The organism is Candidatus Tumulicola sp. (assembly GCA_036490475.1).
Taxonomy (GTDB): Bacteria; Vulcanimicrobiota; Vulcanimicrobiia; order Vulcanimicrobiales; family Vulcanimicrobiaceae; genus Tumulicola.
In genome coordinates, this window is sequence record DASXDT010000001.1 from 248,426 (window position 1) to 274,744 (window position 26,319).

Below are 26,319 nucleotides of genomic sequence, written 5' to 3' on the forward strand. Positions count from 1 at the left end.
TTCCACGGTCGACGCAAGGGCCCCGCCCTCTGTGGTATACTGCGGCTGCGGGAACGCGCCAGATGACCGCGCCCACTTGTGGGTGAGGAAAGTCCGGGCTTCATTGGGCAGGGTGCAGGATAACGTCCTGTCGGGGAAACTCGAAGGAAAGTGCCACAGAAACATACCGCTCGCATTCGTGCGAGCAAGGGTGAAATCGTGAGGTAAGAGCTCACGGAGCACCGCGGTGACGCGGGCTCGGGTAAACCCCACTCGAAGCAAGATCGCTCGCATCCTCGAAAGAGGCGGACGGCCCGTCCGTAGAGCTACATCGCACCGAGGCCGGCGGCGACGTCGACCCCAGATAGATGGTCATCCGGGAACGAGCAATCGTTCTTGACAGAATCCGGCTTACCGGCGCGCTCCCCGCATCTTCACGCGCTGACCTGGTCCACCACGCTTTCGAGACTGTAGAGAAATTGGACTAGACGTAGTCCACTCGTTCATACAGTGGCAATGGCAAATATCAGGGTTTGGAAATACGTCGGCAACATTTTTTCAAGGTCCTAATTTTTTGTGACCGGCGGGTTGCGAAATTGTTATTTTTACGTCCGCAATCGGTGGATTCGGGCAAATTTGCATGTTAACGAGTGGACTTAGTCTAGTCCGAATTCCCTACAGTGCGAAACGAGCCGTATCTCGCCTTTTGGAGCGCCGGGCTTCGTTCGGCGTCGTTAGGCGCCGCCGGCGGCGGCGGAGCGCCGATACGCGCTGGCAGGTTTCACCAGCGTTGCACGCTCCGCCACGACGCGATCCACAAGCGCGACAACCGTCGCGGCCAAACGATCTGCATCGTGACGAACCGTCACGGTTTCGCTGATAACAGCCGCGCCAACCGGCTCCACGCCCAACTCGGCAACCCGATCGAAATCTGGAACCACCGGAACTTGCCCTTCCAACGCATAGGCCGCCAGCAAACGCGAGGGTGCTTCGTTGTTGACCACCACAAAATCGCAGACTTGTTCGCCGGAGTTGTCTAACAGCACGCGCACGTGATCGGCAGCGGTCATGCCGTCGGTTTCGCCGGGCTGCGTCATGACGTTACACACGTACAGCTTCACGGCGTGCGACTCCGCGATCTCGGAGGCCACGCGGCGCACCAGCAGGTTCGGCAAGATCGACGTAAACAACGAACCGGGCCCTAGCACGATCGCGTCGGCTTCACGAATCGCGGCGATCACTTCATCGAGCGGATCGACGGCCGGTGGATCCAAGAACACGCGGCGAATCGGACGCGACGTCCGCGAAATCGACGACTCACCTTCGACGATCGTTCCGTCGTTGAGTTCGGCGCACAGTTTGGCCACGCCGAGGGTCGCCGGCAGCACCCGACCGACGATATTTAAAACGCGGCTCGATTCTTTAATCGCGCGATCGAAATTGCCGGTGACGCCCGACATCGCCGCCAAAAACAAATTGCCGAACGAGTGGCCGCTCAGGCCCTCGCCTTCTTTAAATCGAAAGCGAAATAAATCGGTGACGAGGGCTTCGTCGTCGGCCAGCGCCACCAAACAGTTGCGAATGTCGCCCGGAGGCAACACCCCCAACTCTTTTTGCAGCCGGCCGGACGAGCCGCCATCGTCGCTCACCGTCACCACGGCGGTTAAGTTGCTGGTGCGCCGCTTTAGGCCGCGCAGCATCGTTGACAACCCGGTGCCGCCGCCGATAGCGACGATTTTGTAACCCTGTTGCAGGCGCATGCCGGTCAGCGCGGAGCGCACGCCGTCGCGTCCGCGATTGCGCGCCACGCGCACGGTCGCGCGCAGCCACAGCCACACGCCCGAGAACGTCAATCCCAGTCCGACGATTGCGAGAATCCACGTTAAATACGCGGGCGGAAAATAGTCGTCGACGATATCGTCGAGCAGCTCGTTGATGTGGATGCCGGTGCCTTCGGCGATCAGCCAGCGGACGATCGCGTCGACCAGCAACAGCACACCCAGCAGTGCGACGAACGCCCAGCGCTTGACGCCCAGTCCGGGGAGTAGCCATTGGAATAGGCCCATCACGCGCTTGTTCATGCGTGCGCCACGTCGCGGGCTTCGAACGAGAGCTCGACGCCCAACTCGCCGCCCAAGCGTTCCATCAGTTGCCGGGCAACGTAGATCGAGCGATGGCGGCCACCGGTGCAGCCGACGCCGACGGTCAGGTGCGACTTCTGCTCTTCCACATAGCATGGCAATAAAAAGCGCAACAAGTCGACGGTCTTTTCCAAAAACGGCTCGAGCGATGTATCGGCTGCGACGAACGCGGCAACCGCCGGATCGTCGCCGGTAAGCGGCGCCAGTTCGGTCACATAATTGGGATTGCGCAAAAACCGCACGTCGAACAATAGGTCGAGATCCGTCGGGAGTCCATATTTAAATCCGAACGCGACGATCGTCACGGCCAGCCGCATCGGATGTTCGCGCGAAAACGCGGCCGCGATGCGCGTCTTAAGCGCGGAGTGCGTCAACGAGCTGGTGTCGATGATCACGTCGGAGCGCTCGCGCAGCGGCGCCACCACACGCCGGTCGGCGGCGATCGCTTCGGGCAGCGAGCCGGCCTGTGCCAACGGATGGCGCCGGCGTGTCGCGCTAAAGCGGCGAACGAGGACGTCGTCGCGCGCGTCGAGATACAAAACGCGCGCGTTATGCGTTGTTATAACGTGATCGATCGCTGCCAACGGATCGCCGAGGTTACGCCCGCCGCGCAGGTCGAGCGCGATCGCCACATCGGTGACGCCGGCGGCACCCAGCGCATCGATGGCGGCGTCCAACACCGCGGGAGGCAAATGCTCGATGCCGTAAAAGCCCAAGTCTTCGAACGACTTCATCGCTTGACTCTGACCGGCGCCTGACGGCCCGGTGACAAAGACCACTCGGGGCTGACTCATATGAAACTATTTTCGCCCGCGCGAGCCAACGCCCTTATTTCGAAGCTTGCGCCATTGGTCGAAGAGCTGTTGCATCGCCGGCGCGAGCTGGCGATCAAACTGCTCGAGTCCGATCCAGCCCTGCATCCGGCCTGGCGCCTCGACGCGCCCATCCGCCTAGCAGGCGTCCGGTCGCCCTTTCCGGCCCCGCGCTTCGGCGAGCTGAAATTAGAAATACACCGGCTGATCCATCGGATCGAATCGCTGGGGTGCGTCGTCAAAGACATCGACCTCGGATTGATCGACTTTCCGTCGTCGCGCGACGGCGAGCCGGTGTATCTGTGCTGGAAAGCAGGCGAAGAGGTAGTAGCGTACTGGCACGGCGTCGATGAAGGGTTCACTACGCGACGGCCGTTGGCGTAGGTTCGGGGCCGATTTAGCCGGCCGTGACGCCCTCGCCGGCCTCGAATGGAATAAAGTCCTCGGCCAGTCCCTGGAGACGCACTTCCCCGAATTCTGCCGTGTAGGCCCCGGCGTCAGCACCGGTGATCTTTCCGACCTCGGGCACTCCCGCGAGTTGCGGGATCTTACCCCGGATCTCGTCGGGGATGCGCACCTTGTCGCCGACGGACAGCGTGCCCTGATCGAACAGCGCGTTGAGGTTTTCGAGCAGCATCGGGAGTGGAATCCCGTAGTCTTCGCTCACCGCGCCGATGGTGTGGGTCTCGCTGATCGCGCAATTCGAGCATCCGCCCAGGTGGAACCGGGCGAAAACGCGCCGCGCCCCCGCGTGAACTTTGAAAGCCTGGTCGACGGTCATGTCGGGCGTGAAATGCAGTACGCTCATCGCACACAGTATAACGGCTCTGGCCCCGCGCTGGTTGCGACCGGGCGGGCACCGGCGAGAGAAAATTATAGTCAGATATGCTAGACTAGTCACATGAGAAAGACCATGAATTTAGGGGACGCGAAGGCTCGGTTCTCAGAAGTGATCGAGCGGGTTATTGCCGGCCAAACGACGGTCATTCTCCGCAACGGCACGCCGGTCGCGGAAATCCGCCCGCTCGGCGATGTCGACCCGAAGCAGACCGTCGCGCGCATCCGAGCGATCCGCGAACGGGTGGCTGCGCATCAGGCCGAACGTGGCGAGTCGAAAACGGCGCGTCCGAGACTTCGCGCGCTCGCTCACGAGGGCCATCGCCGCTAACGTGTTCGTTTTAGATGCGTCGGTGGCGGCGAAATGGTTTCTGTCCGATGAGGCCTCGTCGAACGCGGACGCCATTCTCAAGCGCGCGGAAACTGAATCGGCGGTTGCTCCCAGCATCTTTTCTTTCGAAATCCAGAATCTGCTGTTGTCTGCGGAGCGCGCGGGCCGCATCGCATCGGAGGCAGTCGAAGACGCTCTAGACTTACTTCGAGATTTACCGGTTCGATTGGTGACGAGCGGCGATCGGTTCATGCCGGGTGCGGAGCTTGCGTTGGCACGTGAGTTTCATCTCACCGCCTACGACGCTGCATATCTCGCTTGTGCGGAAGACCTCGATCTCGAACTCGTAACTGCCGATGCGCTATTAGACCGTGCCGCGCGAAGCTTTGGTCTTCGCACGGCTTTTGTTCCCTGACGAACTTGCGCGGGTTAGTGCGCGATGGCCACTTCGGCGGGCCCGCATAGCTCTTTCATCTCCGCGAGCGTTAACTCGATATCGGCGGACGCGATGTTTTCGTCGAAGTGGGCGATCGAGGACGTGCCGGGAATCGGCAACATTTGCGGCGAGCGCGCTAGCAACCAGATTAACGCTATTTGGGTTGGGGTGGCGTCGTGCGCCTTGGCGATGCGTTCGAGAGCCTCGTGCCCGGGCGTTCCTTCGCCGGCCAACGGAAACCACGGCAAGAACGCGAGCTCCTGACGCTCGCACTCTTCGACCTCATCTTCGGCTTCGCGATCGGCCACGTTGTAACGGTTTTGTAGCGACACGATTTTGGCGGTCTTCTGGGCTTCATGCAATTCTTTGACGGTGACTTGCGACAAGCCGATATGGCGAATCTTTCCGGCGCTTTGCAACTCGACCAGCGCGCCGAGGGACTCGGCGACCGGAACCTCCGGATCGATGCGATGCAATTGCAGCAAGTCGATGCGCTCGAGTTTCAAACGCTTTAGACTTCCTTCGACTGCGGAGCGCAAATGTTCGGGGCGACCGTTGGATTCCCAAACGCCCGGCCCGGAACGCTCGAGCCCAGCCTTGGTCGCGATAACGACGCCATCTCTGTAGGGGGCAAGCGCCTCAGCGATGATTTCTTCGCTCACCGCGGGTCCGTAGGCATCTGCCGTATCGATAAAGTTGACGCCCGACTCCACCACGTGACGCATCAGTCTGATCGCGCCGGCGCGATCCTTGGGCTCGCCCCAAATCCCCTCGCCGGTGATGCGCATCGCGCCAAAGCCGAGCCGGCGCACGGTAAGGTCGCCGCCGATCGTAATATTTCCACCTAGATTTTTCATGCTTCCAATATTCGTTTCCACTTAGGGGAGCGCATAAACTAAAACTAGACGTCGGTATTCTGTGCGAGCGAGCGAGCGGTGATTAAACGTTAGATCTTCTACTAGGGGCGCGTCGTCGTCGTAAGCGTGCGTTTCGAGCCCTAGGGTAATTGGACTAAGTCTAGTCCACTCGTTCACATAATTTTAGGGTCAAAATCCGGCTTTTTTCACAGCTCACTCGTGAACAAAATGGGAGTGACCGCGTCGCACTAGGCTGCGATCGGTGGCTCACCTCCAAAATTCGGGGACGCCGCACCGATCGGTCGCATTTCGCGCCTCTGGGCGCGTTTCCAATGTGTGAACGAGTGGACTAAGTCTAGTCCGAATTCCCTAGGGTCGCCGACGGGGTCGTTTCGCGGCGATCAACCTTTAACGGTCGAGGCCTTATAGATTTCCGCGATCGTCGAACCGAGCCGAGCATCGAAGTCGGCGTCGCTCATGTCGCGCGTCAAGCCCTCAACCAGCGCGCGCGAGAAGCTCGCGATCAGATCGTGGTTTTTTGCGAGGCGGGCACAAGCGTCGTCGCGTTCGTAGCCACCCGATAACGCTACTACGCGCAACACGTTCGCGTGCGCGATGAGGGGTGCGTATAAATCGGTCTTGTCGGGGATCGTGATCTTGATCATAAACGGCACGTCGCCGGTCCACTTGTCCGCGCCGGCCATGAGCGCGTCGAAGAGAATCTGTTCGGCTTGCGCTTTATCCGGAGCCTTGATCGACACTTCCGGCTCGAGAATCGGAACCAAGCCATGCGAAGCGACTTGACGCCCGATTTCAAACTGCTGATCGACGATTGCCTGTATGCCGCTTTTCGAGGCACGCGCGATGACCGAACGCTCTTTCGTTCCGAAAATACCGAAGCCGACCGCATCCTTCAACAATGCATCCAAACCGGGGATCGGCTTCATTACCTGCACGCCATCCGACTCGTCTTGCAAACCTTTGTCGATTTTCAAGAACGGGGCAGAACCGCGCTGCTCGCGTAGGAACGTTGGGACCGGTGTCCCATTCACGTCGCCGCGCATCGTGCGTTCGAACAAGATCGTTCCGATGATCCGGTCGCCGGTAAACGACGGCGCGGTGATGATGCGCACGCGCATCTCGTGAATTAGCGCAAACATGTCGTCGTCGTTCGAGTAGGCTGTGTCAGGTACGCCGTACGCGCGCAACGCGCCGGGCGTCGAGCCGCCACTTTGATCCAGGGCGGCGAGGAAGCCGGGGTGTTGGCCGATGTGGCCCCGCATTTCGTCTAATCGCATGGTACGGATAGAATCGGTTTCCATGTCGATTGGCCCTCCTCGCCCAAGGCGCCGCGACGGCTGGAGAATAATCGGAACGGTGTGGAATTACAGCGCCTCTATCTTAATGAGACCGAAGATTACCGCCGGAGGGCCCTCCGAGGCGAGCTTTCATTTCGCGAGCTTACGAACTACGCGAAAAATTGCAATTCCCACGCCGACCTGGAATGCTTTCGGTCCTTAATATCCGGCGCGGTCATCTCACCGGACGTCGAACCCCAGAGCGTGGTTGTGCCCGCATTTTTCGAAGGCGGATTCACCGACTTCGGCGATAGCGCGCTCAGGACGCTTGCCGGCGAGAATGGCCTGAGCATTGCAGACGGGATGATTTCGACCATGAAAACGGCGGTCTATGACTGCCACGATCCAAGCGCTTGGCGATTTATCCGAGCCGCGGCCGATCTCGAGCAAAAACACGATAACGACTGGTATCGCTCAGCTGGGGAGGATGCAAGAGCCATTCGCGACACGCTCGGCCCCAAGGAGATCGCACAGCTCGAGAGCGGCGGATTCTCCGTCGGCGCGTTCCTGCTCGAGAGACCTATCGTCGAATCGAAGCGAACGCGAACTATGTATCAGCTTAAGCAATACGTAGATGAGCACGGTGTTCGTGATTACTACCGACGCCTCTTGGACGATAGCGCAATGTGCTTTGGAGCGATGACGTGCTTGGCTAATTTCGGAAACGACGAGGATCGGGCAATCGTCGTTGATCACCTGCCAAACATATGCATCGAACCGAACGCACCGAGCGTTTTTACGGCCGAAACCATCAACGTTGCAAACGTATCCGCCCGCTGCGCCATCGCTTTACAAAACCGCGCGTTGTTGCAACGAACCGTCTCTGCTATCGAATATCCCGACGAGCGCGCCGCGCGGTTTATCGCCTGGTGTGAGCGCGCGTTCGATGAAACGAGCCGAACCGATTAGTGCGGATATTGGCTCACGAGGTGAAGCTGCCACTTGTCGAGCTCGAATCCACCGAGGTCGAAGCGCCGCAACGTCGCCGTGAACGGAACGCCTTGAATCTGACCGCGCAGGAGCATCGAATTCGGCGAAGCCATACGATACGAAGCATTTACTTTGAACTTCGGATCGAACATATCCGAGATCACCAACGATCTTTTCGAAGAGTGCGATACGGGGCCACGTAACGTTGGCCACGATGGCGCAACAGAAGACTAATAGTCGGACAGGCGCAAGTGTAATCGGCCACGCGCGCGACGAGCGGCCATAAGACAACGATCTGCGCCGTGCTCGTCCGGCCAGCAGAGCGGTCACTAAGCCGACAGGGCCAGCACCTATGCTCTGGGAAAGGCGCCGGCCGCATTGCGCTGCGGACTCGCCTGGACAGTGGCTTCACCGTAACTTGTATTACAAATTCAGCCTCGAGACAACCTCAATAGAGCGCGCACCATCGGGCCGTAGCGAGCGCCTTCTTTCTTTAATTCTCCCCTTGGATTCGCGTTCTAAGTAACCTAGCCTCTAGTAGCTAGACCGTTTGGTCTAGTTGCGATGCGCCGTTTACGGCGCTGGAGGCCCACCCATGGCTTTACTCGCGCTTCTTCTCGCAATGCTCTTCGGTGGTAGCGGATCGGGCTACCACGCGCTGCCCGGGCACTCACATCAACACGTTCAGCCGGCCGATTCGTTCGGCGAAGGAGGCGGTGGCTAAGCCCGGCAAGGCGGCCTGCGAAAAAGGAACAGCAGTCCGCCCGCGAATCGCGGGGGTTCATGCCGCACGCCAAAACGGCGCGGACCCTCGCTCGAGACGGAACGACCCGGGGTAGCGATATTGCTGCTCTCTTCGAACGAGGCGAATACGCGCAAGCCGCAACGATCTATGACAGCACTTACTCCGCGAAAACTGCGCCGCTGGAAGCGTCGCTGTATCGTGCGCGCGTTCACATGCGCATGAACGGCGAGTCTCCAAAAGCGCTCGCGCTGCTCAACCGCCTGCGCGGTTCGGCCAAGGGCGAGCAGCTGATACGCGTTCGAATGTTACTCGGCGAAGTGTATGGCACTACCGGCGACTTCGAGGCGGCCGACGAAGAACTGCACGCGGCCTTCGAAGCGGCAAAGCGTTCCGGCAAGAAAGATCTGATTGCCGACGTTGCGTATCGCTACGGTCGACGTTACGCACTGTCGTCCAACCAGCCCGAAGAGGCGCGCCAATTTCTGCAGCCGATTCGCAGCGGCGGCTCGGTCGAGAGCCGGCTGAATGCGCTGCAATTAGAGAGTTGCATTTTGAGCCGCGAAGGCCGGGCGCGCGAACAGGCGCACGTGCTGACCGAAATGTTACGCATGATCGACCCGCAGGATCCCGAGCACGCGGAACCTCGGATTCGCGGCACGCAGACGCTGGCGGCACTGGCGCGCGAGATCTACATTCCCGAAGCCGTTCCCATAGTGGAGCAGCAGCTGGGCGGGGTCCCCTGGCCAAAAGACTTCGAAGTCGCGCTGTTTCAAACGACCAAGGCGATTGGCTGGGCCAAAGCATTACAGGGCGATTACTTCAACGCGTTCCGCTATCTGCGGCGTAGCGCGCTGGCGGCACCGGACCTCGGCTGGAAGACCATGGCTTTGGTGGACCGAGCGTTTCTAGCACAGGCCCGCGAGCAAGATGTGTGGTTCCGGCAAGAATTGTCGGACGCCGAGGAAGCGGCGGACCAAGCCAACTGGGAAAGCTGTCCGGACGAAGCCGTGCTCGCGCTGCTCAACTTAGCTGAATTGTTGGCGCCGATCGACGCGGCCAAGTCGTCGGAGTATTTGGCGCGGTTCCGCGCCTCCGGTCCGATTCGCAATATGCGTTCGTTAATGCGCAGCGATCGGCGCTACCAGGCGTTGATCGATTACTCGACCGGCGTCGTCGATGCGTATCTCGGAAATCGCACCCTGGGACGATCGCGCCTGAAAGACGCGCTGGCCGTGTTCGAATCCTGCGGATTCGAGTGGCGGGCGGGTCGAACGGCGTTACGCCTGTACGATTTCACGAAGAAGCCCGATTTCTTGAAACGCGCGGCGCATTCTCTGCATCACTACGCCAGCAGTTGGCTCGGCGAAGAACTACGCAAGCGCCTGCATTCGGTGAACGAACGTGCCGACGGCCTGACGCCGATGCAGGACAAGGTGTTCCGCCTCATCTGTGAGGGGCTGTCGAACATCGAGATCGGGCACCGTCTGGAAATCTCGCCGGCAACGGTCGCGAATCACGCCAAGGCCGTGCTGAAAGTCTTCAAAGTGAGCAGCCGCCACGCACTCATTGCAGAGGCGATGCGCCGGAAAATCATTTAAACGCTTACGGAGATTGACGCGGAGTTCGCCGATGCATGGCCGGCGATCTCCAGCTCTCTCGCTCTAGACGTCCCGTTCGATGCAGTCGAATATTCGATCGCGCCATTGGAGCACGATGTCGTCGACGAGGCGACGCGCGGACTCTGGCGGATCGCCGGTTCCGCAGCCGGCCAGCTATTTTCCACCGTCGCCAAGCAGATCGGTTATACCGCAGGCTCGTCGTCGCGTTGGCGCACGAACACCGAGCAACGCGATCCATATTATTGGAAACGCGAATACGACGCGTATCGAAACGGAGCGTTCGGTCGACCTGGATCGGGGGTTCGAAGCGCAACGCTCTATGCTTCTACGGATCGCAGCGATGGGGCGCTTCTGTTTCTTGAAGACGTGCAAGGCGTTGATGGGTGGAGTTGGAGTCGCGCAGACTATATCGACGTGGCAAGAAAGCTCGCACGATATCAGGCTGCGGCGGAGACGCGCACGGCGGCGAGGGCCGCTTCGACGGAAGAACGCTTCAACGGGCTTTTGATCGAATATTTGCGGCGCCGCGAATTTTTCTTCGACGGCGCTTGGCGTTCAGAGGACTGCTCGGGGTTTCCCGAGGTGGACAGACTTCGAGCATTTGCACCCGCCGTCAACCGGCTGTGGGACGATCGCGAGCAATTGTATCGAACGTTCGGGGAAATCCCCGCGACTCGTTGCCATTTCGACTTTTGGGGGCCGAACGTTTTTGTAAGCGCGGACCCACTGGAGGATGTGGTTGCGATCGATCTGGCACATGCGGGCGTTGGGAACCTCGGGCACGACGTCGCCAATCTTATCGTGGACGACGCGGTCGACTTGCTGATTCCAACGGGCGACATCGAGCGCGTTTGGAGCGATGCGGTCGCGGCTTACATCGAAGAAGTTTTGCTCGCGATTCCGATGGACGACGGCAGGCTTGGGCGAGCGATCGAGTTATCCGGTGCGTTGAAGTACGCGTGGCTCTTCCCGGCCATGTTCGAGCTCGTGCTGGACGACGGAAAGCTCGAGGCGCTTGAGGCTAAGCGCGGCGACGTGGCAACGTTTTTACGGGGGCGTTGCGCTGCCTTGGAGTTTGTCGGCGGACTTATCGAAGGTGCCGGCTCCCATCTCTAGTCCGGTTCGCTGCGCTTGAGATTGTCGCGGTTGTCTCTCATCTCCCGATCGGGCGTTTCTTCATCGTGTTGTTCGTTTTCGTGGGCCGGAAGAATGCCGCGTTGCTTTGAGAGGAGCAGCTCTGCGTCGGGTTCGTTTTGCTGAGTCATACGATCACTGGGTTCGCGATTGCCGAGGATCGCACTCCCTCCGCGCACCCTGGCGAAATTGAACTAGACTTAGTCCACCAGTTCACAGTTTAGAAACGCGATTTGGAGCTTAAAACCCGGGGCGTCAGTAGGCTCGTCCCGATACTAGGGCTCGTGAGACACGGATCGGGCTCCAAAACGTAAAGACTTGCCTCGGAGACAGTAAAGAATCGAGCATTTTTATGTGAACGACTGGGCTAAGTCTAGTCCGAATTCCATACAGTCGCGAACGGCCCTATCGCGTCGAATCCAAACCCCGCCGCAAATCGTCGATCAAATCGCCGACGTCTTCGATTCCTACCGACAACCGCAGCAATCCATCGACGACGCCGCGCCGCACGCGCTCTTCTTGCGGGATCGCGCCGTGCGTCATGCGCGCCGGATTCGAAATCAACGATTCCACGCCGCCCAAGCTTTCGGCGAGGCTAAAAAACTCCAAGCCAGGCGCAAACGCGTGCGCCCGCTCCACTCCGCCGCGCGGCACGAACGATACCATTCCGCCGGAACCGCTCATCTGGCGTCGAGCCAAATCATGCTGCGGATGCGAGGGTAACCCTGGATAAAACACTCGTTCCACGTCGTCGCGCGATTCCAAAAACTCGGCCACGGCCTGCGCGTTCGTCGCATGCTCGCGCATCCGCACGGCCAGCGTCTTCGCGCCGCGCATCGTCAGCCACGCATCTAGCGGGCCCGGAACGCCGCCGGCAGCATTCTGATAAAACTTGATTCCCTCGGCGGCAGCGGTGTCGTTCGTAATCGCCACGCCGCCGATAACGTCGCTATGGCCGCCGATATACTTGGTCGTCGAGTGCACCACGATGTCGGCACCCAGCGAAAGGGGTCGTTGAAAATACGGCGTTGCAAACGTATTGTCCACGCACACCAACGGCCGCGCACCACCAACGGAACCGTGCGAATCACAAATCTCCGAAACGGCCGCAATATCGACCAGCTTCAAAAGCGGGTTGGTCGGCGTTTCCACCCAAAGCATACGCGTCGCCGGCCGCAAGGCCGAACGCACTGCAGCCAGATCCGTCATATCGACGAACGTGAACTCCAAACCAAACCGCGTCAGCACCTTCGAAAACAAGCGATACGTTCCGCCATACAAATCGTCGCCCACCACCACGTGATCGCCCGACGACAGCAAACTCAACACCGCCGTCGAGGCCGCCACGCCGCTCGAAAACGCGCTCGCGAACGCGCCTTCTTCCAGCGAGGCAAGCTGTGCCTCCAGCGCTACCCGCGTCGGATTAATGGAACGGCTGTAGTCGAAGCCCTTATGCACGCCGATCGCGTCTTGCGTATACGTAGACGTCTGATATATGGGAACGATCGTCGCACCGGTGGTCGGGTCGGCCCCTTGGCCGACGTGAATCGCCCGAGTCGCGAACTTCACGGGCGAATCGGCACTTCGGAGCTGGTCGATAAGAAACTGATGATGTCTTGACGAGTCAACACGCCGATCGGTTCGCCTTCATCGGTCACGACGATCGCTGGATTCGCCAACGTTAACATTTTATACGCCAATTCGATTTCGTCGGACTGTTCGAGCATGGGGTACGCGCGCCCCATTACTTCGCTCACAGGCTGATGGATGATGTCGGCGTGGTCGAACACCGCGCGCATGACGCCGATATCGTTCACGCTGCCGACATTCTCGGTGCCGCGCATTACCGGAATCTGCGAAATCTCGTATTTGCGCAACAAGTCCAACGCCGTCCGCACCGCATCGTCCTCTTGTACGGTAATCATCGGAGGCAGCGGCGTCTTTGCGCGCAGCACGTCGCCGACGGTCGCGCGCCGTTTCGAATCCGCCAGGAATCCATTCGCGATCATCCACTCATCGTTGAAGATCTTCGACATGTAGCCGCGACCGGAATCTGGAAACACCACGACGACGATCGCTTCGGGCGGCAGCGTCTTGGCAAGCCGCACCGCTGCAACAGCCGCAGTGCCGGAAGAACCGCCGACCAGCAAGCCCTCTTCTCGCGCGATCCGGCGCGCCAGCAAAAACGAGTCACGATCCGAAACGCGGATTACTTCATCGATCACACGCAAATCGACGGTCTCGGGCAAATAGTTCATCCCGATGCCTTCAACGGCAAACGACCGTGGCGTATCCCCCGAATAAATCGAGCCTTCCGGATCGGCGCCGACGACATGCACGCTCGGATTTTTCTCTTTTAAATAGCGCGCCGAACCGGAGATCGTGCCGCCCGTTCCGATGCCGGCCACCAGATGCGTAATCTTGCCGCCGGTCTGTTCCCAAATCTCCGGACCGGTGGAGCGGTAGTGCGCTTCCGGATTGGAGTGATTGTGAAACTGGTTGGGTTGAAACGCGCCCGGAATCTCTGACGCGAGCCGATTGGCAACGCCGTAATACGATTCGGGTGAATCGTTCGGGACGTTAGTCGGCGTCACGACCACGTCGGCGCCGTAGGCGCGCAACAGGTCGACCTTCTCGCGCGACATTTTGTCGGGCATCACCAAGATGCAGCGATAGCCGCGAATGGCGGCCGCCATGGCTAAGCCGGTGCCGGTGTTGCCGCTGGTCGCCTCGACGATCGTGCCGCCCGGACGCAGGTGTCCCGCCGCCTCGGCCTCGTTGAGCATGAACACGGCCGGACGATCTTTCACACTTCCGCCGGGATTCACGTACTCGACTTTTGCGAGCACCAGGCAGCTCGCGCCATCGGTGATCTTATTGAGCTTTATGAGAGGGGTGTGGCCGACCGCTTCGAGCGCATTTTCGCAGTAAACGAGCTCGGTCGCATGCTCGGGCCGAGCGGTGGTTGACATAGGACCCGCGGCTTCCGCGCGGCGAACACGTTTACCTATGAAATCCGGCCTTCGCACCATCCTCGCGGCGTGCGCGCTACTCGTCGCTTTCACCGCGTGCGCCGACGACAAGTTGCCGCCGGCCGCGGGCAATTCCATCGTGCAAGGCACGGTCGTCGATGCGAGTGGTAAGCCCGTCGCCGGCGCGGTCGTCACAATCGATACGGTGCTCACCGCAACGACCGATGCGTCGGGCAAGTTCACGATCACCGCCGTACCAAGCGGCCTCACCGACTACACGGTGCAAGCCAGCGGATATACCGTCGTGAACTCGAGCGCCAATATCGAACCCAGCAAACCGTTCGAACTCGACATCACGCTGTCACCCGCACCGCCCACTCCGCAACATTGATTGTAAAGGTCTGGAGAATCGCGCTCTCGGCGCTGGTTGTCTCTGGCCTTCCGGTAAGCACGAGCGCAGCTTGCGCGAGCACAGCTAATCCCGCCTACTCGGATATTTCTGCCGTCTATTTTCGCTCGGGGGGACTCACGGAACCGGGAGTCCTTCAACCGGACCGGCCGGTCGTCGCTGGAGCGTGTCCGGTCTCGGTTGCCCTCTACGTTACGCCGAGTTTCGACGATATGGGCGGTGGGCCACTCTGTTATAAAGACGCGTCCGGCAAAGTTCAACACTGCTGCGGAGCGACAATTTCGCGTACGGACGATCCGGCGCCGTCGATATTCGACCGGTTCGTAGCGGCGCTGCAGAAAGACGGGTTCTACGATCTTTCCGAAGCCGATCGGGCGAGTCCATCGCCGGACGGCGCCTTCTTTAGTCTAGCGGTTATGCGCTGCGGCGCTCAACCACATCGTAAAAGTTTCAGTATTGCGTTCGTCGGGCCGCCCAATGCGGGACCGAATACGGCGATCCTCGCGTTAGCGCTTCCATACGGCTCGTTGCCGACGTCGCTTTATAGCGCAAAAATGCTAACGCTGTTCGAAGATGTTACACGGGCCGTTTATCAGTCGACGTGGAGCTTAACGGAGGTCTATTAAAGCGCTGCAGATCTGTCCACCGTTCGGCGCAACTCCGCCGCAAAACGTGGTCACATCGCCACGCATTTCCTGAAGTCGCCTCGAGTTTGCGATCTGGGATCGGACTAAGCCTAGCCTACTCGATCACATAAAAATGCTCGACTCCTAACCGTTCGTAAAGGCAAGTCTTTACGCTTCGGCTCCTGATCCGTGACTCACCCGGCTTCACTCTTTGACCAAGGGTCAAAGCGGGCGCTACGGCCCTTTTGCAATAGTACCGCGCACGATGTTTCCAGTCCGAATCGTGAACTGCGGTAGCGCGAACGAAATTGTATTATTTCGAAGAGTGCCCTTGAGGGCTACAATTGGAGGTTGAACGCCCGGCAGATCCAGAGTATATAGCTTGGTTGTATCGAGCACGAAAGGCGCCCAGAGCGTCAATTGGGCGCCGAGCAAAGAAGACATAGTAAGGGGCTTCTTCGTCTCGTACGCACGGGCTGAGAGGTCGAAATCATAGTGGCCTTCTCGGTCGACTAGATCGGTCCGACGCTGCGATGCGGGATCTCCGAAGTCGAAGCGGCTTCCGTCTGCACCGAGCGGCGGATCGAGGCGAAGGCGGTAATTGCCGCTCCAATCTTCAGCACGAATTCCGTCGCAAAATACTTCTCTCAGTGCCGACGGTCGTACCGTCCTCCAGCGCCCCCGTAACAACATGTACGTCGATTTATCGATATATCCGTCGTCGAAAACTGCTTTTGCCGACGGCGGCGACTGGACGGAATCAAAACATTTGCCGAGGTCTTGCGGCGGAGCGGTCAGATTGGTCCAGAAACCCCCCGGGCCCCCAACGGTCTCTCCCGTCCACCACCAACGTCCCTCGCGTTTGGCAAGCGTAGCAAATCCGCGGAACGGCCTAGCCACCCAAGATGCCATCGCGTGACGGCCGTCCGTGACGACCCACTCAATAACGAGTGGCCGGACGTATTGCACTTCAGCACTCATCAATATCGACAGATCGCGTCTGATCGCTGCCACATCGGCGGAGCTTCCGACATCACTGGTGCCGGAGCCGGCCGCACGGACCGGCGCAGAAGTCGAAAGGAGCACGAGCATCAGAGTAACGGCAGCGGTGCGATACATCTCCGGGGCTCGACTACGGACCAAACGCTACAGCGTGTACGTATGGCGTGTGTTTGATATAAAAAGCCGGCTGCTCAGGAATTTTTGGAGTATATATACTGACCTGAAGCTTCGCTCCGACATACACGTCTCCCGAAGGGGCTACATGCATACTTTCAGTTCTGCCAAGACCCCGCGTATAGTCACGAAGTTCGCGCCCCGCCGGACTGAACACGGCGATCGTCCCGCCAAGGACGTACAAGTTGCCGCGCGCGTCGAAGCCGAGGCGATACGAACTTTTCTTTATCGTTTCTGAAGGGGAGTTGCTGCCGGGCGGATACATGAGCACATTTTTTCTATTGGCGACGAACAGATTGCCGGCGTCATCGAAGGCCAATGCCTCCGCGTCAATGATCCCCGTGGTGATCGTTCGGGTCGGGCTTTGCGCACCGGGAGCGTAAACGGCGACGTTCGCTCCATTCGCAACGTAGAGATTCTGGTCCGCGCCTATTGCAATTGCCACGGGGTATGTGAGCCCGTCTGAGATGGCGTATCGCTCGTTGCCCTCTTTGCTATTGTAAACGGTAATCGTATTGTCAAAACTATTAAGGACGTACAGACCGTTCGAGTTGTCCAGCGCGAGCGCGACTGGCCAGTTGAGGCCGGTCGATATCGTCAGCTTTGGAGTGCCGGCATTTTCAGCATAAACCGTCAGGGTATCGTTTCCGAAATTTAACACGTATAGGTCGTTCGATGCGTCGAAAGCTAAGTCAAAAGGCTCGTCTATGCCCTGCGAAATTGTTCGGCTTAGCTTCTTCGACCCGATATCATACACAGATAACTCCCCACCATTACCGGCCCCGATGTACGCGTGCGTTGCCTTGTGCGAGCGCTGCACATATTGCGCAATCGCGGTCTGTGGAGGCGTGGTGGCGGATGATCCGCATCCCGCAACCAGAAGCGCCGCCGTTAACAACGAGGCGCGAACCACCTTGGAAATCATCGAATTGCTTCCTCTGCGGGCTATGGCCTTAGCGGTCGGACGACGACCGGGCGATGGTCGTCGTCCGTTAGGGTTGCTCTTCCGGATATCGCGTCGCGCTAACGTTGTGCAAAATGCGTTTTGCTTCGTCGACCGACGAATCGCCGAGACGTGCGGTTTCGGCCAGCACGATGCCGCGTTTGCCGTCCGCCCATACGACCGCGAACTCTTTCTTTGAAGTAAAGCCGCTGCCGGTCGTGATCTCAACGAACGTCGCGGGCATTCCGTTGAGCAGCGACATCGGGGTCCGATTGCGGATGAGCACACCGTCGCCACCGCCGCTGTGCGTCTGGCTTTCGAACTGCGCTTCCCATTGATTGGGCGCGCCCTCGAACGACTCCATCGAGAGCGTGATCGTACGCGCGTCTTCCTTGCCGGGATGGAGCACCCACATCGCAACCGGTTGCAGGTCTTGTCCGAGCGAATCTACGCTCGGATATCCGCGTCCGGCTAAGTAGGCGTCGTCGGGCGCCGTGAAGTTCATCCCGGGATCGGTATAGTTAAGCGGATTTGGCGTCGGGGTCGGCGGCGGCGGAATCTGTGCGCGCGACGTCATCGGCGGCAACAGTGCCACGGCCAATGCCACGACAAAAAGGGCGATAAACTTCTTCATTGGGTATTTACCGTTGCCGGATCGTCGTCGAATTCCTCGTGGCGAACGTCGAGGCCAAGCGCCCGTATGCGTTTGGTAACGACCCGAGCGCCCAGCTCTGAGCCCTCCGTTTCAAGCTGAACCGAGAGCAGTTTGAACGTCGGCAAGGAGAAGGGGTAACTGCCGCGTGACGACGTCCCAAACTATCCCAGAGTCCGGTCGATCGTAAGCGTGGCGAAGCCAATTCCCCATCCCGCGAATATCGCTCCAGGGCTGTTCGGGCGCTAGTTCAGCTGCGCGGCCGCCAAGGCGCGTCGCAGCCTCCGAAACTCGCTGCAAGCATCGTTCAACAGCGTCGCGAGTCCGCTCATCTTGCTCAAACTGCTCCTGACTGAGCCCGGCTAGGTAGGTAGCGATTCTTTCACAGTTGTCGACGATATCCAGAAGATGCGCGGACTCGTCAGAAGACAATCACGCGATCTCTCTGAACATTTGCGCGAAGCCGTGGGTTTTCGGCTGGCTCGGATAAAAGCTGAACGGGACGGCCCAGCAACGTCTTCAGTCTCTCTTCCAAGGCAAAGAAACGTAGCCCGAGATGCGCTTCGGGGTCGATCTCGATGCTGATGTCAATGTCACTATCCGGCGCAGCATCGCCGCGCGCTACCGAGCCAACGATAGATAATTTGCAGACGCCCTCGGCGCGAAGCTCGCGCTCCTCGGCTCGCAGAACGCCAACAACTTTACCTAACAATGCATGGGTGTTCGACTGTTGCTGTTTCATTCGGTGTCCATAACGGCCGCTAGGGCCGGTAGCGAAACGGCGTAACGATAACCAACGTTGCGGTGGTCGTCATCGAATTCCTCGTGGCGAACGTCGAGGCCCAGCGCCCGTATGCGTTCGCTAACGACCCGAGCGCCGATATCGAGTCCATACTCGTCGCGGCGTCCGCAGTCGATAAAGCGCAACCGCAGGCGTTCGAGCTCGGCGCGGCGTTTTGGCGCTTTTTCGGCTGGGTCGAACGCCAGCCATCGCTCGAACACGGCGTGATCGAGCTGGCCGGTTTTGCGATCGAATGGCAGGTCGAGGTCGAACGCTTTGGCGCTGCGGGGCGAATAAGCGGCAGCGTAACCGAGCATTTCGATCGTCGTGTAATCACTCGTCGGGCGTTTATTTTTGCCTTCGAATGCTTCGACGAACGTTTCGATGTCGCCGCCGTGCGCTTCGAGCGTGCGCTGCACGGTGGGAAACGCGATCGGATGCGCGTACGGGAAATACGCATCGCCGCTGTGCGATGCGAACGCGCAGAACACGCCCGGATAGTCCATCGTCAGGTGCAAGGCGCCGAACCCCCCGGATGATTTTCCGAGCACCGCGCGGCCGCCTTCGCGTGCGATCGTGTTGTAGTTGGCATCGAGGTGGCCGACAACGTCGCGCACGGTGTAGGTCGCGTAATTACCGTTGTGAATCGAGTCGACGTATTGCGAGCCGCCGAGGCGCGTGAAACCGTCGACCACGGCGACGATCGCCGGCGGCATTTTGCCTTCTGCGATCAGTCGGTCGGCCCATTGAAAAACGTTGGTCTCCCACGGCCGCGCAGAGAGGAGCGCGGCGGCGTCGCCGGTGTAACCGTGCAACACATACAGCACGGGATAGCGCTTCTTCGCGCTCCCGTCGTATCCGGGCGGCAGATAGATCGCGACCGGACGCTCCGATGGATCGCCGAGGGGATTGTTGGCGAGCGCTTCGCTGGCCACAAAGTCGATTCGAACGTCGCCTCGCACGCGAAGTAGTCGTGCCCACGGAGTTTGTTGCGCCATGCGCGAGCTTTCGCCGCCAGGTCCCACTTCTACCTTACCGAAGCCCCGGCGGATGCAGCGCGCCATCGGCCTGCGCGGAGCCGTCGCGATCAACGTCATCACGATGATCGGCATCGGTCCGCTCGTGACGATTCCACTCGTCATTGCGGCGCTGGGTGGCCCGCTAGCGCTCGTGGGATGGATCGCCGGTGCGGTGGTCGCGTTATGCGACGGTCTGGTGTGGGCGGAGCTGTCGTCGCGCTATCCGGGCTCGGGCGGCACGTACGTCTACTTGCGCGAAATATTCGGCGAGAAGCGGTTGGGGCGGGCGCTCGCTTTTTTGTTCAACTGGCAGTTTTTGCTGTATGCGCCGTGTTTGCTGGCCAGCGGTTACATCGGCTTCGCCAACTACGCGGCGTATCTGTATCCGCCAGCCGCAAGCAACGTCGCGTTGCATGACGGCATCGCGGTTGGGGCCGGGGTTATCACCATTCTGGCGCTGTACCGGCGCACGTCGCGCGTGGCAGCGCTGGCGACGGTATTGGCGGGCGCGGCGGTGCTGACGCTGGTATTGGTGATTGCCGCCGCGTTCGCGCATCCGGCGGCGCACGCGGCGTTTGCGGCGCACGCAGCGCATATGGCACCGACGGTGCACTTCAATCTCGGTTTGTTAGCGGGTTTCGGGAGCGCGTTGTTCGTGACGCTCTACGACTATGTGGGGTACGCGGATGCGGCGCTGTTGGGCGACGAAGTGCGGCAGCCGAATCGCACGATCCCGATGGCGATTTTGTTGTCCATCGTCATCGTCGCGGCGTTGTACGTGTTGTTGCAGATCGGCGTACTGGGCGCGATTCCGTGGCAGTCGCTGTTAGGCAAGGACGGGCAGCCGACGGCGCAGTCGCAATATATTGGGTCGCTGGTCGTCGAGCATTCGTGGGGACGACCGGCGGCGCTGGTCGTGACGGTGCTGGTGCTGGTGACGGCGTTCGCGTCGCTGTACGGCAATTTGTTAGGCTTTTCGCGAATCGCGTTTGCGGCGGCGCGCGATGGAGCGTTCTTGGCGCCATTCGCGCGGTTGCATCCGCGCTTAGATATTCCGCACGTGGCGCTGTTGGCAGTCGGCGGCTTGTCGTTGGCGGCGTGCTTTTTAACCTTAGATCAAGTGATCGCGGTGTTGACGGCGGGAATCGTTTTGATTCAAGGCATCGCGCAGATTGCGGCACTGTTCGTGTTGCGGGCGCGGCGCGAGAGGGCGCCGTTTCGCATGCCGCTCTACCCGTTGCCGGCGTTCGTGGCGCTGGTCGGATGGGGATTGGCGTTCGTGTATACCGGCACGCAGGCGATCCTGTTGGGCGTCGGCTGGTTAGTAGCGGGCGCGCTGGTGTTTTTGTGGCTGGCGCGCGTGCGGCGCTGGTGGCCGTTCGTTGCGGCAGCGTGTTTTGCGCTCTTCTTCTGTGGCGCGCCGTTTCGCGCGGAGGCGGCCGACGCGGGCTGGCAATCGTGGAATACGTCGGCGATCCGGCACGCGAACGGTTATCCGGTGTTCACGGTCGATGGGCGGCCATTTTTTGTGTATGGCGCAGCGTTTTTCTACGCGCGCATCCCTCGGCGACAATGGCACGGTGCGATGGCCGACTATCGGCAAATGGGAATCAACACGCTGGATCTGTACGTGCCGTGGAATTGGCACCAGCCAGATGGCGCTTCTCCGCCGGACTTTACGGGAGCGACAGATCCGCAGCGCGACTTGCGCACCGTTCTCATGTTAGCGCATCAATTCGGATTCAAGATCGTGCTGCGTCCGGGGCCGGTGATTCGCAACGAGTGGCGCAACGGCGGTTATCCCGATTGGTTGTTGTTGCGTCCGGAGTATAATATGCCGGCGCACGACGTGTACGAAGGCCGGTATCCGGCCACGGCAACGTTGCAAAACGCACATGCCGATTCGGCGGGAGCAGAATGGTTGGCGAATGCGACCCATTTGCGAGCGTCGGCGCAATGGCTACACGACGTTCTAACGGTTGCCGCGCCGTACTCGCACGATATCATCGCCATCGCGTTGGACGACGACCAGGGTGCGTACCTCGATAACGACACGTGGCCGGCGCCGCATTGGCACGCCTACGTCGGCTGGTTGCGTTCGACGGTGCAATCGGTGGCGGGGACGCACGTTCCATTGTTCATCAACACGTACGAATCGAAAGTCACAGCCCAGGCGCCGGCATGGGCGTGGGGCGACTGGTATCAAAGCGACGCCTATTCGATCGGCGTGCACGATCTCGCGCAATTAGATTTCGCGACCGGATTGCTGCAGACGCAAGCAGACGTTCCGCATCTCTACGCGGAGTTCCAAGCCGGGTGGTTGCAAGGCGCGGATGAGGGTCAGCCGCGTCCGAGCGATCCGAGCAATACCGGTCTCGCATTGCACGAGTTGCTACGCGACGGCGTGACGGGCGTCGTCAATTTTCCAGTGCAAGACACCGTCAATCCACCGGGCTGGGAAGCGCCGTGGGCGAATTGGTCGTACGCGTGGGACGCTGCATTGACCTCGGACTACCACAGTTCCGCGCGCTATGTACCAACCGCATCATTTGGGAATCTTATCAGGAGATTCGGCCCGATGTTGGCCGCGACGCACCGCGCTGCGGATGCGGCGATCGTCTGGCCGCCCTCGATGTTCGCACCGTCCGTTTTGAGCAACCGCGATTTTCGCGCGTTCGCCGATGCGACGATTGCGGCACAGCGTGACTGTTCCGAACGGCGGCTGACCTGCGACGTCGTCGATCTGTCGGTTTCTGACGCGCGGTCGCTTTCAAATTACGGTGCGGTAGCGTTGCCGATCGTGTTGGAGCAGCGACTGCGCGAGGCGATGACCTCGCAATCGCGAGCGACGATGTGGGCGTTGTTGCAGGACGGACAACTGCGGGAGACGCTCGCCACGCTGCGCCCGCGATTGAATTTGCCGGACGCGACGCTGCTGCTCGGTGATAGCGGCCGATATGGATTTATCGATGCAATCAACCCGTCGACTACGGAGCGTACCCTTGGGCCGTTGACCGTCAAGCTCGCCGATCGCAGCTATGTCGTTCCGCAGTTCCGCGTCTCGGGACGCGCGTCTCGGCTCGTCCCGATCGGGCTTGCGTATACGAAGCCCCCTATGACTTGGACCGACCGCTCCCCCTACGAGCAGCGTCCGCAATTTGCTTCGACCGGCGTCACGAGCATCGAATACAATGACGCGTTCGCCTCACTGGCGCCGGCGGCCGGAGCGCGGATCGCGCAGTTGATCTTCGGCCATAGCGATAACGCTGCGAGCAGCATCGGCCTGCTGCGCGACGCGGTGGTGCCGGAGCCGGCGTTGTCGGCCCGCGATTACATCGCTGCGTACACGCATCCGTTGCCCGCTGGCACGTTCAACCGTAAGTACGGGTGCGCTTCCGAGGGCATCGCGTCCATTACGTGTTCGTACGACGCGCCAGATCTACCAGTGGGTGGCGGGCACTTCGAGCGCATGCTGCACTTCGACACGGCAACGCACGAGCTCGTCATCGAGGAGCGCTTCGCGGCGCGCGAGGCGGGGTCGAGCGCGACGCTCGAGAGCATTTCCGGCTTCGCGATGAATACGGGGGACAGGTTGGTCGCGCCGGCGGGTGCGTCCGGTGCGGGCGTGATCCACGGCGGGCGCCTCGTGGCGCTGCGGTGGCAGGCCGGGGATGTTCGATCGGCGACGGTGCGCGCCACGCGAGGAGCGGCATTGATTACGTTAGTTTTTAAACACTCGCCGGTCGAGTTGCGTATCGGTTCGTATTCTGTTGCATCGCCGGCTGCGGCGGAGCAATTGCTTTCGGGGAGTTCGTCATGATTGCGTTGTCGATGCACCCGCTTGCCGAGGTCGAGCCGTCGATGATTATCGAAATGCACGGCTTGCCGCACGTCGTAGGGTTGCTGAACACGCCGACGGTCGACGAGGTCGTTCGGCGTTCGAAACACGAGTCGAGTCGAGATTTCGTCGCGTTCGGTTCGGACGGCCACCCCGTGGGTTTGCTGCTGATGGATCGCATCCATCCATGGTTGTATGAGCTTTCGCGCATCATATCGGTGCGCCAAGGTGAGGGTATCGGTTCGTCGATGATGCGGTGGGCGTTGCGACATATCTTCGATGAGAATGGCGCGCACCGCGCCTTTCTTGAGGTCCACGAATCGAACCGTACAGCGCGGCGACTGTACGACTCGTTCGGCTTCCTACAAGAGGGGACGTACCGGGACGGCTTTCAAAACCCAACGGACGGGGGTTTCGAGAATCTGTGTCCGTACGGCTTACTCGACGCCGACTACCGAGCCTGGATCGAACGGCGCGGGCCATTGGTATAATGCGTCGGGCTCGCGCTCTTCGTTGTCAGCGCCACCGGTCTGTTTGACGAGCGTGAAACCCATCGCTCTGTAGAATGCAGCGGCTGCTTCGTTTCGCTGGAAGACCCAGAGCTGCAGTCGGGGGTGCGCGGCTTGCGCTTTACCCATGAGCGCACGCCCGATGCCGCGACGCGCATATTCGGGAAGAATGTACAGATGGTCGACCCAGTCGGTTCGAAACGCGCAGAAGGCAACGATCCGATCCCGATCTTTAACGACGTACACGGTGCTTTTCGCGACGGCCGAGCCGAAATACTCGAGATCTTCTTCGTTCGTATGCAAGGTCGGTAAGTACGGAAGCGCGATGGCCCAGGTTCCGCGAAACACGTCGATTATGTGTTGTGTATCATCGAGGGTCGCGCGTTCAATCTTCATAGCCACGTCTCCGCCGGTCGATAGCCCCCGGACATCCTCGCAACCACCCAGATGACACGGGTCGCCGGCACATTTAAAAGCCCAAATAGGGCCGCGAACTTAAACGATTGATAGCCGCAACTTGCCAGGTTACCCACGATACCAACGTAGAGCAATACTACATACTCGAAACATCCGAACCGATCACAAACTTCGCCAGTTACCCCGGTACGATGAAAGTACGAGGCCGTATCCGTGAAGAGCGACCGTTCGAAGGCGCAACCACCGTTTCGCGCGAAACGCGCCCCCAAGGGGAAGTGGCGGAACGGCAGACGCAGCCGCCTCAAAAGCGGCCGAGGCAACTCATGTGGGTTCGAATCCCACCTTCCCTAAATAAATCGCTTGTTTCCTCGTCATCGTTTCGGTGCCGACCGCCTTGCTCGGGGTGCAGCTTACATTTCGCCAGCGCAAGCATCCTGGCGACGGACATGCCGGCCGATACCATTCCCCAGCCCGAATGTCGATCATATCGCACGCCGCTGCGAATGCCTTGGCCGGCCGCAACAAACAATCGGTTGTAGAGAGCGCGACTACAGTTGTCCGCTTGAAAGCGCCGCTTCCGACTCTCATTCGATTTCATGGCCTAGAATTCTCGCGCCCATGCTATCTGCAACGTTCGAAAGATCTTTTTCAAGGTCATCCAGCCACGGCCCGTCACTCAATGCATCCGCTTGCGGTGTCACCGTGATTGTCAGAATCGAGCCCTCAGCGCTAGTCGTAATCTCACAGCCTTTTGCGAGATCGCTTAGCCTCTTTGTAACAACTTCGATGTCACGCCTTTCGTCGATTTGAAATTCCCATGACACTTTAGTGAAACCCTTCCAGCCCGTGCGCCGCGCCTGTGAAATCGCTTTAATAAACCACTCGGTGGAATCGAGCAGGTCATCACTTGGCTTCCAGTTGGTCGACAGACGCGTCACGATTTGTTCGGCCGGTACTAGTTCGAGAATAGGCAGATCGCGCTGTTGGTTATCGAGTTGGTGAACGGGAACGACTCCGCTAGGTTCCAAGATGTGCCAACCGGTCCCATAACGTTCTCGAAACGTGGGTATGGAGAACTGGCTAAGTGGGAGGCCTTTTATTTTCTTGAAACGGCTATCTTTGAGCAGAATGCTGGCGGCCGAGGTGCAGAAGTATTCGATTGGTAGCTTCGATAGGCTCTGCGCTGTTGAGTCGCAGACAACGTTGGCTCTCAAAACGCCAAACACATCGTACGGAACGCCCTTCTTGTATTTGCCGACGAATCGCAAAAAGCGGTTTCCCGCGGGGGATTCGACTTCAACGAAATCCCCTGCACGCAGCCTGGAATCGTTCAATGAATACTTCCCCCTTCAGTGCTTTCACGATCACTCGTCGATTGTTTTGAAAGCGCTTTCTTAAAGAAAAACCGTTTATGACCCGGTGGGCATTCGTCAAGCGTGCCGAACAATGTGTAACCCAGCTTTTCGTAAAAGCCCCTAGCTTGGAAGTCGAACGTATCGAGGTGCACTAGGGTACAGCCCAGTTTTCTCGCTTTTTCCTCAAGGTGATTCATGAGCCGTTCCCCGAGGCCGCGATGTCGGTGCGGCTCCGCGACCCAGACGACGTCGACATATAAGATGCCCCAGCAGTACAGCGTGCCTCCGGCACCCGCAATTAGGGCGCCATCTTCCTTTACGCCATACTGAAGACGATGGAACGGCTCTTCTTGCGTGAACGGTACAGCTTGTGCGTTCCAGCGTACGAGCTCGGCGTCCACTTTCTGCGCCTGTTTCTTTGAAAGCCTAACGAACTTCACGAC

General features: G+C 59.7%; 27 protein-coding genes, 1 tRNA gene and 1 other RNA gene. 12 read left to right on the forward strand and 17 right to left on the reverse strand.

Translation table 11 applies throughout. The annotated features are described in order from the left end of the window. Window positions 1-50 precede the first annotated feature (50 nt). Window positions 51-409: RNase P RNA component class A (gene rnpB / locus VGF98_01340), an RNA gene on the forward strand. A 304-nt stretch (window positions 410-713) separates the two neighbouring features. Here rnpB and VGF98_01345 read toward each other — a convergent pair. Continuing rightward, window positions 714-2,060 carry a gluconeogenesis factor YvcK family protein gene (locus VGF98_01345; protein HEY1680271.1) on the reverse strand — a complete coding sequence of 449 codons (1,347 nt, stop codon included), beginning with the start codon at window positions 2,058-2,060 and terminating at the stop codon, window positions 714-716. Beyond that, window positions 2,057-2,914: an RNase adapter RapZ gene (gene rapZ / locus VGF98_01350; GenBank protein HEY1680272.1), complete on the reverse strand. Its 858-nt coding sequence runs from the start codon at window positions 2,912-2,914 to the stop codon at window positions 2,057-2,059. The genes VGF98_01345 and rapZ overlap by 4 nt, the downstream gene beginning before the upstream one ends. On the opposite strand from rapZ, the gene VGF98_01355 reads away from it, so the two are divergent. Then, the gene (locus tag VGF98_01355; GenBank protein ID HEY1680273.1) at window positions 2,915-3,316 is read left to right on the forward strand and encodes a DUF2203 domain-containing protein; all 402 of its coding nucleotides are present in this window, start codon (window positions 2,915-2,917) and stop codon (window positions 3,314-3,316) included. 13 nt (window positions 3,317-3,329) lie between these two features. Here the strand turns inward: VGF98_01355 and VGF98_01360 are convergent, their stop codons facing one another. After that, window positions 3,330-3,740 carry a hypothetical protein gene (locus VGF98_01360; protein ID HEY1680274.1) on the reverse strand — a complete coding sequence of 137 codons (411 nt, stop codon included), beginning with the start codon at window positions 3,738-3,740 and terminating at the stop codon, window positions 3,330-3,332. 105 nt (window positions 3,741-3,845) lie between these two features. Here VGF98_01360 and VGF98_01365 point away from each other — a divergent pair, with 105 nt between their 5' ends. Both VGF98_01365 and VGF98_01370 read left to right on the forward strand, forming a co-directional pair. Then, the gene (locus VGF98_01365) at window positions 3,846-4,100 is read left to right on the forward strand and encodes a type II toxin-antitoxin system prevent-host-death family antitoxin (GenBank protein ID HEY1680275.1); all 255 of its coding nucleotides are present in this window, start codon (window positions 3,846-3,848) and stop codon (window positions 4,098-4,100) included. 1 nt (window position 4,101) lies between these two features. After that, the gene (locus VGF98_01370) at window positions 4,102-4,515 is read left to right on the forward strand and encodes a type II toxin-antitoxin system VapC family toxin (protein ID HEY1680276.1); all 414 of its coding nucleotides are present in this window, start codon (window positions 4,102-4,104) and stop codon (window positions 4,513-4,515) included. 14 nt (window positions 4,516-4,529) lie between these two features. Here VGF98_01370 and VGF98_01375 read toward each other — a convergent pair whose 3' ends face one another. Both VGF98_01375 and VGF98_01380 read right to left on the reverse strand, forming a co-directional pair. Next, window positions 4,530-5,393: an aldo/keto reductase gene (locus VGF98_01375; protein ID HEY1680277.1), complete on the reverse strand. Its 864-nt coding sequence runs from the start codon at window positions 5,391-5,393 to the stop codon at window positions 4,530-4,532. A 401-nt stretch (window positions 5,394-5,794) separates the two neighbouring features. Beyond that, window positions 5,795-6,715: a fructose bisphosphate aldolase gene (locus tag VGF98_01380; protein ID HEY1680278.1), complete on the reverse strand. Its 921-nt coding sequence runs from the start codon at window positions 6,713-6,715 to the stop codon at window positions 5,795-5,797. Window positions 6,716-6,772: 57 nt separating this feature from the next. Between VGF98_01380 and VGF98_01385 the strand changes: the two genes are divergently transcribed. Next, entirely contained in the window at window positions 6,773-7,660 is an 888-nt protein-coding gene (locus VGF98_01385; GenBank protein ID HEY1680279.1) for a hypothetical protein, read from the forward strand. On the opposite strand, the gene VGF98_01390 is transcribed toward VGF98_01385, so the two are convergent. Beyond that, the gene (locus VGF98_01390) at window positions 7,657-7,848 is read right to left on the reverse strand and encodes a hypothetical protein (protein HEY1680280.1); all 192 of its coding nucleotides are present in this window, start codon (window positions 7,846-7,848) and stop codon (window positions 7,657-7,659) included. The two genes, VGF98_01385 and VGF98_01390, sit on opposite strands and share 4 nt — an antisense overlap. A 616-nt stretch (window positions 7,849-8,464) precedes the next feature. Here VGF98_01390 and VGF98_01395 point away from each other — a divergent pair. After that, on the forward strand, window positions 8,465-10,024 hold the full coding sequence (locus tag VGF98_01395; GenBank protein HEY1680281.1) for a LuxR C-terminal-related transcriptional regulator: 1,560 nt from the start codon (window positions 8,465-8,467) through the stop codon (window positions 10,022-10,024). 105 nt (window positions 10,025-10,129) lie between these two features. After that, window positions 10,130-11,161 (forward strand): phosphotransferase, encoded by a 1,032-nt coding sequence (locus VGF98_01400; protein ID HEY1680282.1) that lies wholly within the window; start codon window positions 10,130-10,132, stop codon window positions 11,159-11,161. Here VGF98_01400 and VGF98_01405 read toward each other — a convergent pair. From VGF98_01405 to VGF98_01415, 3 genes are all read right to left on the reverse strand, one after another. Beyond that, the gene (locus tag VGF98_01405) at window positions 11,158-11,310 is read right to left on the reverse strand and encodes a hypothetical protein (GenBank protein HEY1680283.1); all 153 of its coding nucleotides are present in this window, start codon (window positions 11,308-11,310) and stop codon (window positions 11,158-11,160) included. The genes VGF98_01400 and VGF98_01405 overlap by 4 nt on opposite strands. A gap of 274 nt (window positions 11,311-11,584) precedes the next feature. Beyond that, complete coding sequence (locus VGF98_01410) at window positions 11,585-12,748, reverse strand: cystathionine gamma-synthase (protein ID HEY1680284.1); 1,164 nt, start codon at window positions 12,746-12,748, stop codon at window positions 11,585-11,587. Then, entirely contained in the window at window positions 12,745-14,151 is a 1,407-nt protein-coding gene (locus tag VGF98_01415; protein HEY1680285.1) for a cystathionine beta-synthase, read from the reverse strand. Before VGF98_01415 ends, VGF98_01410 begins: the two co-directional genes overlap by 4 nt. 37 nt (window positions 14,152-14,188) lie before the next feature. Here VGF98_01415 and VGF98_01420 point away from each other — a divergent pair, with 37 nt between their 5' ends. Next, window positions 14,189-14,542 (forward strand): carboxypeptidase-like regulatory domain-containing protein, encoded by a 354-nt coding sequence (locus VGF98_01420; GenBank protein HEY1680286.1) that lies wholly within the window; start codon window positions 14,189-14,191, stop codon window positions 14,540-14,542. Beyond that, a complete protein-coding gene (locus tag VGF98_01425) occupies window positions 14,539-15,186 on the forward strand; it encodes a hypothetical protein (protein ID HEY1680287.1) in 648 nt (215 codons plus the stop codon). Before VGF98_01420 ends, VGF98_01425 begins: the two co-directional genes overlap by 4 nt. A gap of 234 nt (window positions 15,187-15,420) precedes the next feature. Here VGF98_01425 and VGF98_01430 read toward each other — a convergent pair whose 3' ends face one another. The 5 genes from VGF98_01430 to VGF98_01450 all read right to left on the reverse strand — a co-directional run bounded on the left by VGF98_01430 (window position 15,421) and on the right by VGF98_01450 (window position 19,736). Then, entirely contained in the window at window positions 15,421-16,200 is a 780-nt protein-coding gene (locus tag VGF98_01430; GenBank protein HEY1680288.1) for a hypothetical protein, read from the reverse strand. A gap of 118 nt (window positions 16,201-16,318) precedes the next feature. After that, window positions 16,319-17,287: a hypothetical protein gene (locus VGF98_01435; protein ID HEY1680289.1), complete on the reverse strand. Its 969-nt coding sequence runs from the start codon at window positions 17,285-17,287 to the stop codon at window positions 16,319-16,321. Window positions 17,288-17,354: 67 nt separating this feature from the next. Then, the gene (locus VGF98_01440) at window positions 17,355-17,939 is read right to left on the reverse strand and encodes a hypothetical protein (GenBank protein ID HEY1680290.1); all 585 of its coding nucleotides are present in this window, start codon (window positions 17,937-17,939) and stop codon (window positions 17,355-17,357) included. 439 nt (window positions 17,940-18,378) lie between these two features. Continuing rightward, window positions 18,379-18,699, reverse strand: a complete 321-nt coding sequence (locus VGF98_01445) for a nucleotidyltransferase domain-containing protein (protein HEY1680291.1) — start codon at window positions 18,697-18,699, stop codon at window positions 18,379-18,381. After that, on the reverse strand, window positions 18,696-19,736 hold the full coding sequence (locus VGF98_01450; protein ID HEY1680292.1) for an alpha/beta hydrolase-fold protein: 1,041 nt from the start codon (window positions 19,734-19,736) through the stop codon (window positions 18,696-18,698). Before VGF98_01450 ends, VGF98_01445 begins: the two co-directional genes overlap by 4 nt. A gap of 52 nt (window positions 19,737-19,788) precedes the next feature. Between VGF98_01450 and VGF98_01455 the strand changes: the two genes are divergently transcribed. Further along, the gene (locus VGF98_01455; protein ID HEY1680293.1) at window positions 19,789-23,577 is read left to right on the forward strand and encodes an amino acid permease; all 3,789 of its coding nucleotides are present in this window, start codon (window positions 19,789-19,791) and stop codon (window positions 23,575-23,577) included. After that, window positions 23,574-24,086 (forward strand): GNAT family N-acetyltransferase, encoded by a 513-nt coding sequence (locus VGF98_01460; protein HEY1680294.1) that lies wholly within the window; start codon window positions 23,574-23,576, stop codon window positions 24,084-24,086. The genes VGF98_01455 and VGF98_01460 overlap by 4 nt, the downstream gene beginning before the upstream one ends. On the opposite strand, the gene VGF98_01465 is transcribed toward VGF98_01460, so the two are convergent. Further along, a complete protein-coding gene (locus VGF98_01465) occupies window positions 24,033-24,500 on the reverse strand; it encodes a GNAT family N-acetyltransferase (protein HEY1680295.1) in 468 nt (155 codons plus the stop codon). The genes VGF98_01460 and VGF98_01465 overlap by 54 nt on opposite strands. Window positions 24,501-24,790: 290 nt before the next feature. Here VGF98_01465 and VGF98_01470 point away from each other — a divergent pair. Continuing rightward, window positions 24,791-24,871, forward strand: a tRNA-Leu gene (locus VGF98_01470). A gap of 234 nt (window positions 24,872-25,105) precedes the next feature. On the opposite strand, the gene VGF98_01475 is transcribed toward VGF98_01470, so the two are convergent. Next, window positions 25,106-25,855 carry a hypothetical protein gene (locus tag VGF98_01475; GenBank protein HEY1680296.1) on the reverse strand — a complete coding sequence of 250 codons (750 nt, stop codon included), beginning with the start codon at window positions 25,853-25,855 and terminating at the stop codon, window positions 25,106-25,108. Next, window positions 25,852-26,316 carry a GNAT family N-acetyltransferase gene (locus VGF98_01480; protein HEY1680297.1) on the reverse strand — a complete coding sequence of 155 codons (465 nt, stop codon included), beginning with the start codon at window positions 26,314-26,316 and terminating at the stop codon, window positions 25,852-25,854. Before VGF98_01480 ends, VGF98_01475 begins: the two co-directional genes overlap by 4 nt. Window positions 26,317-26,319 lie beyond the last annotated feature (3 nt).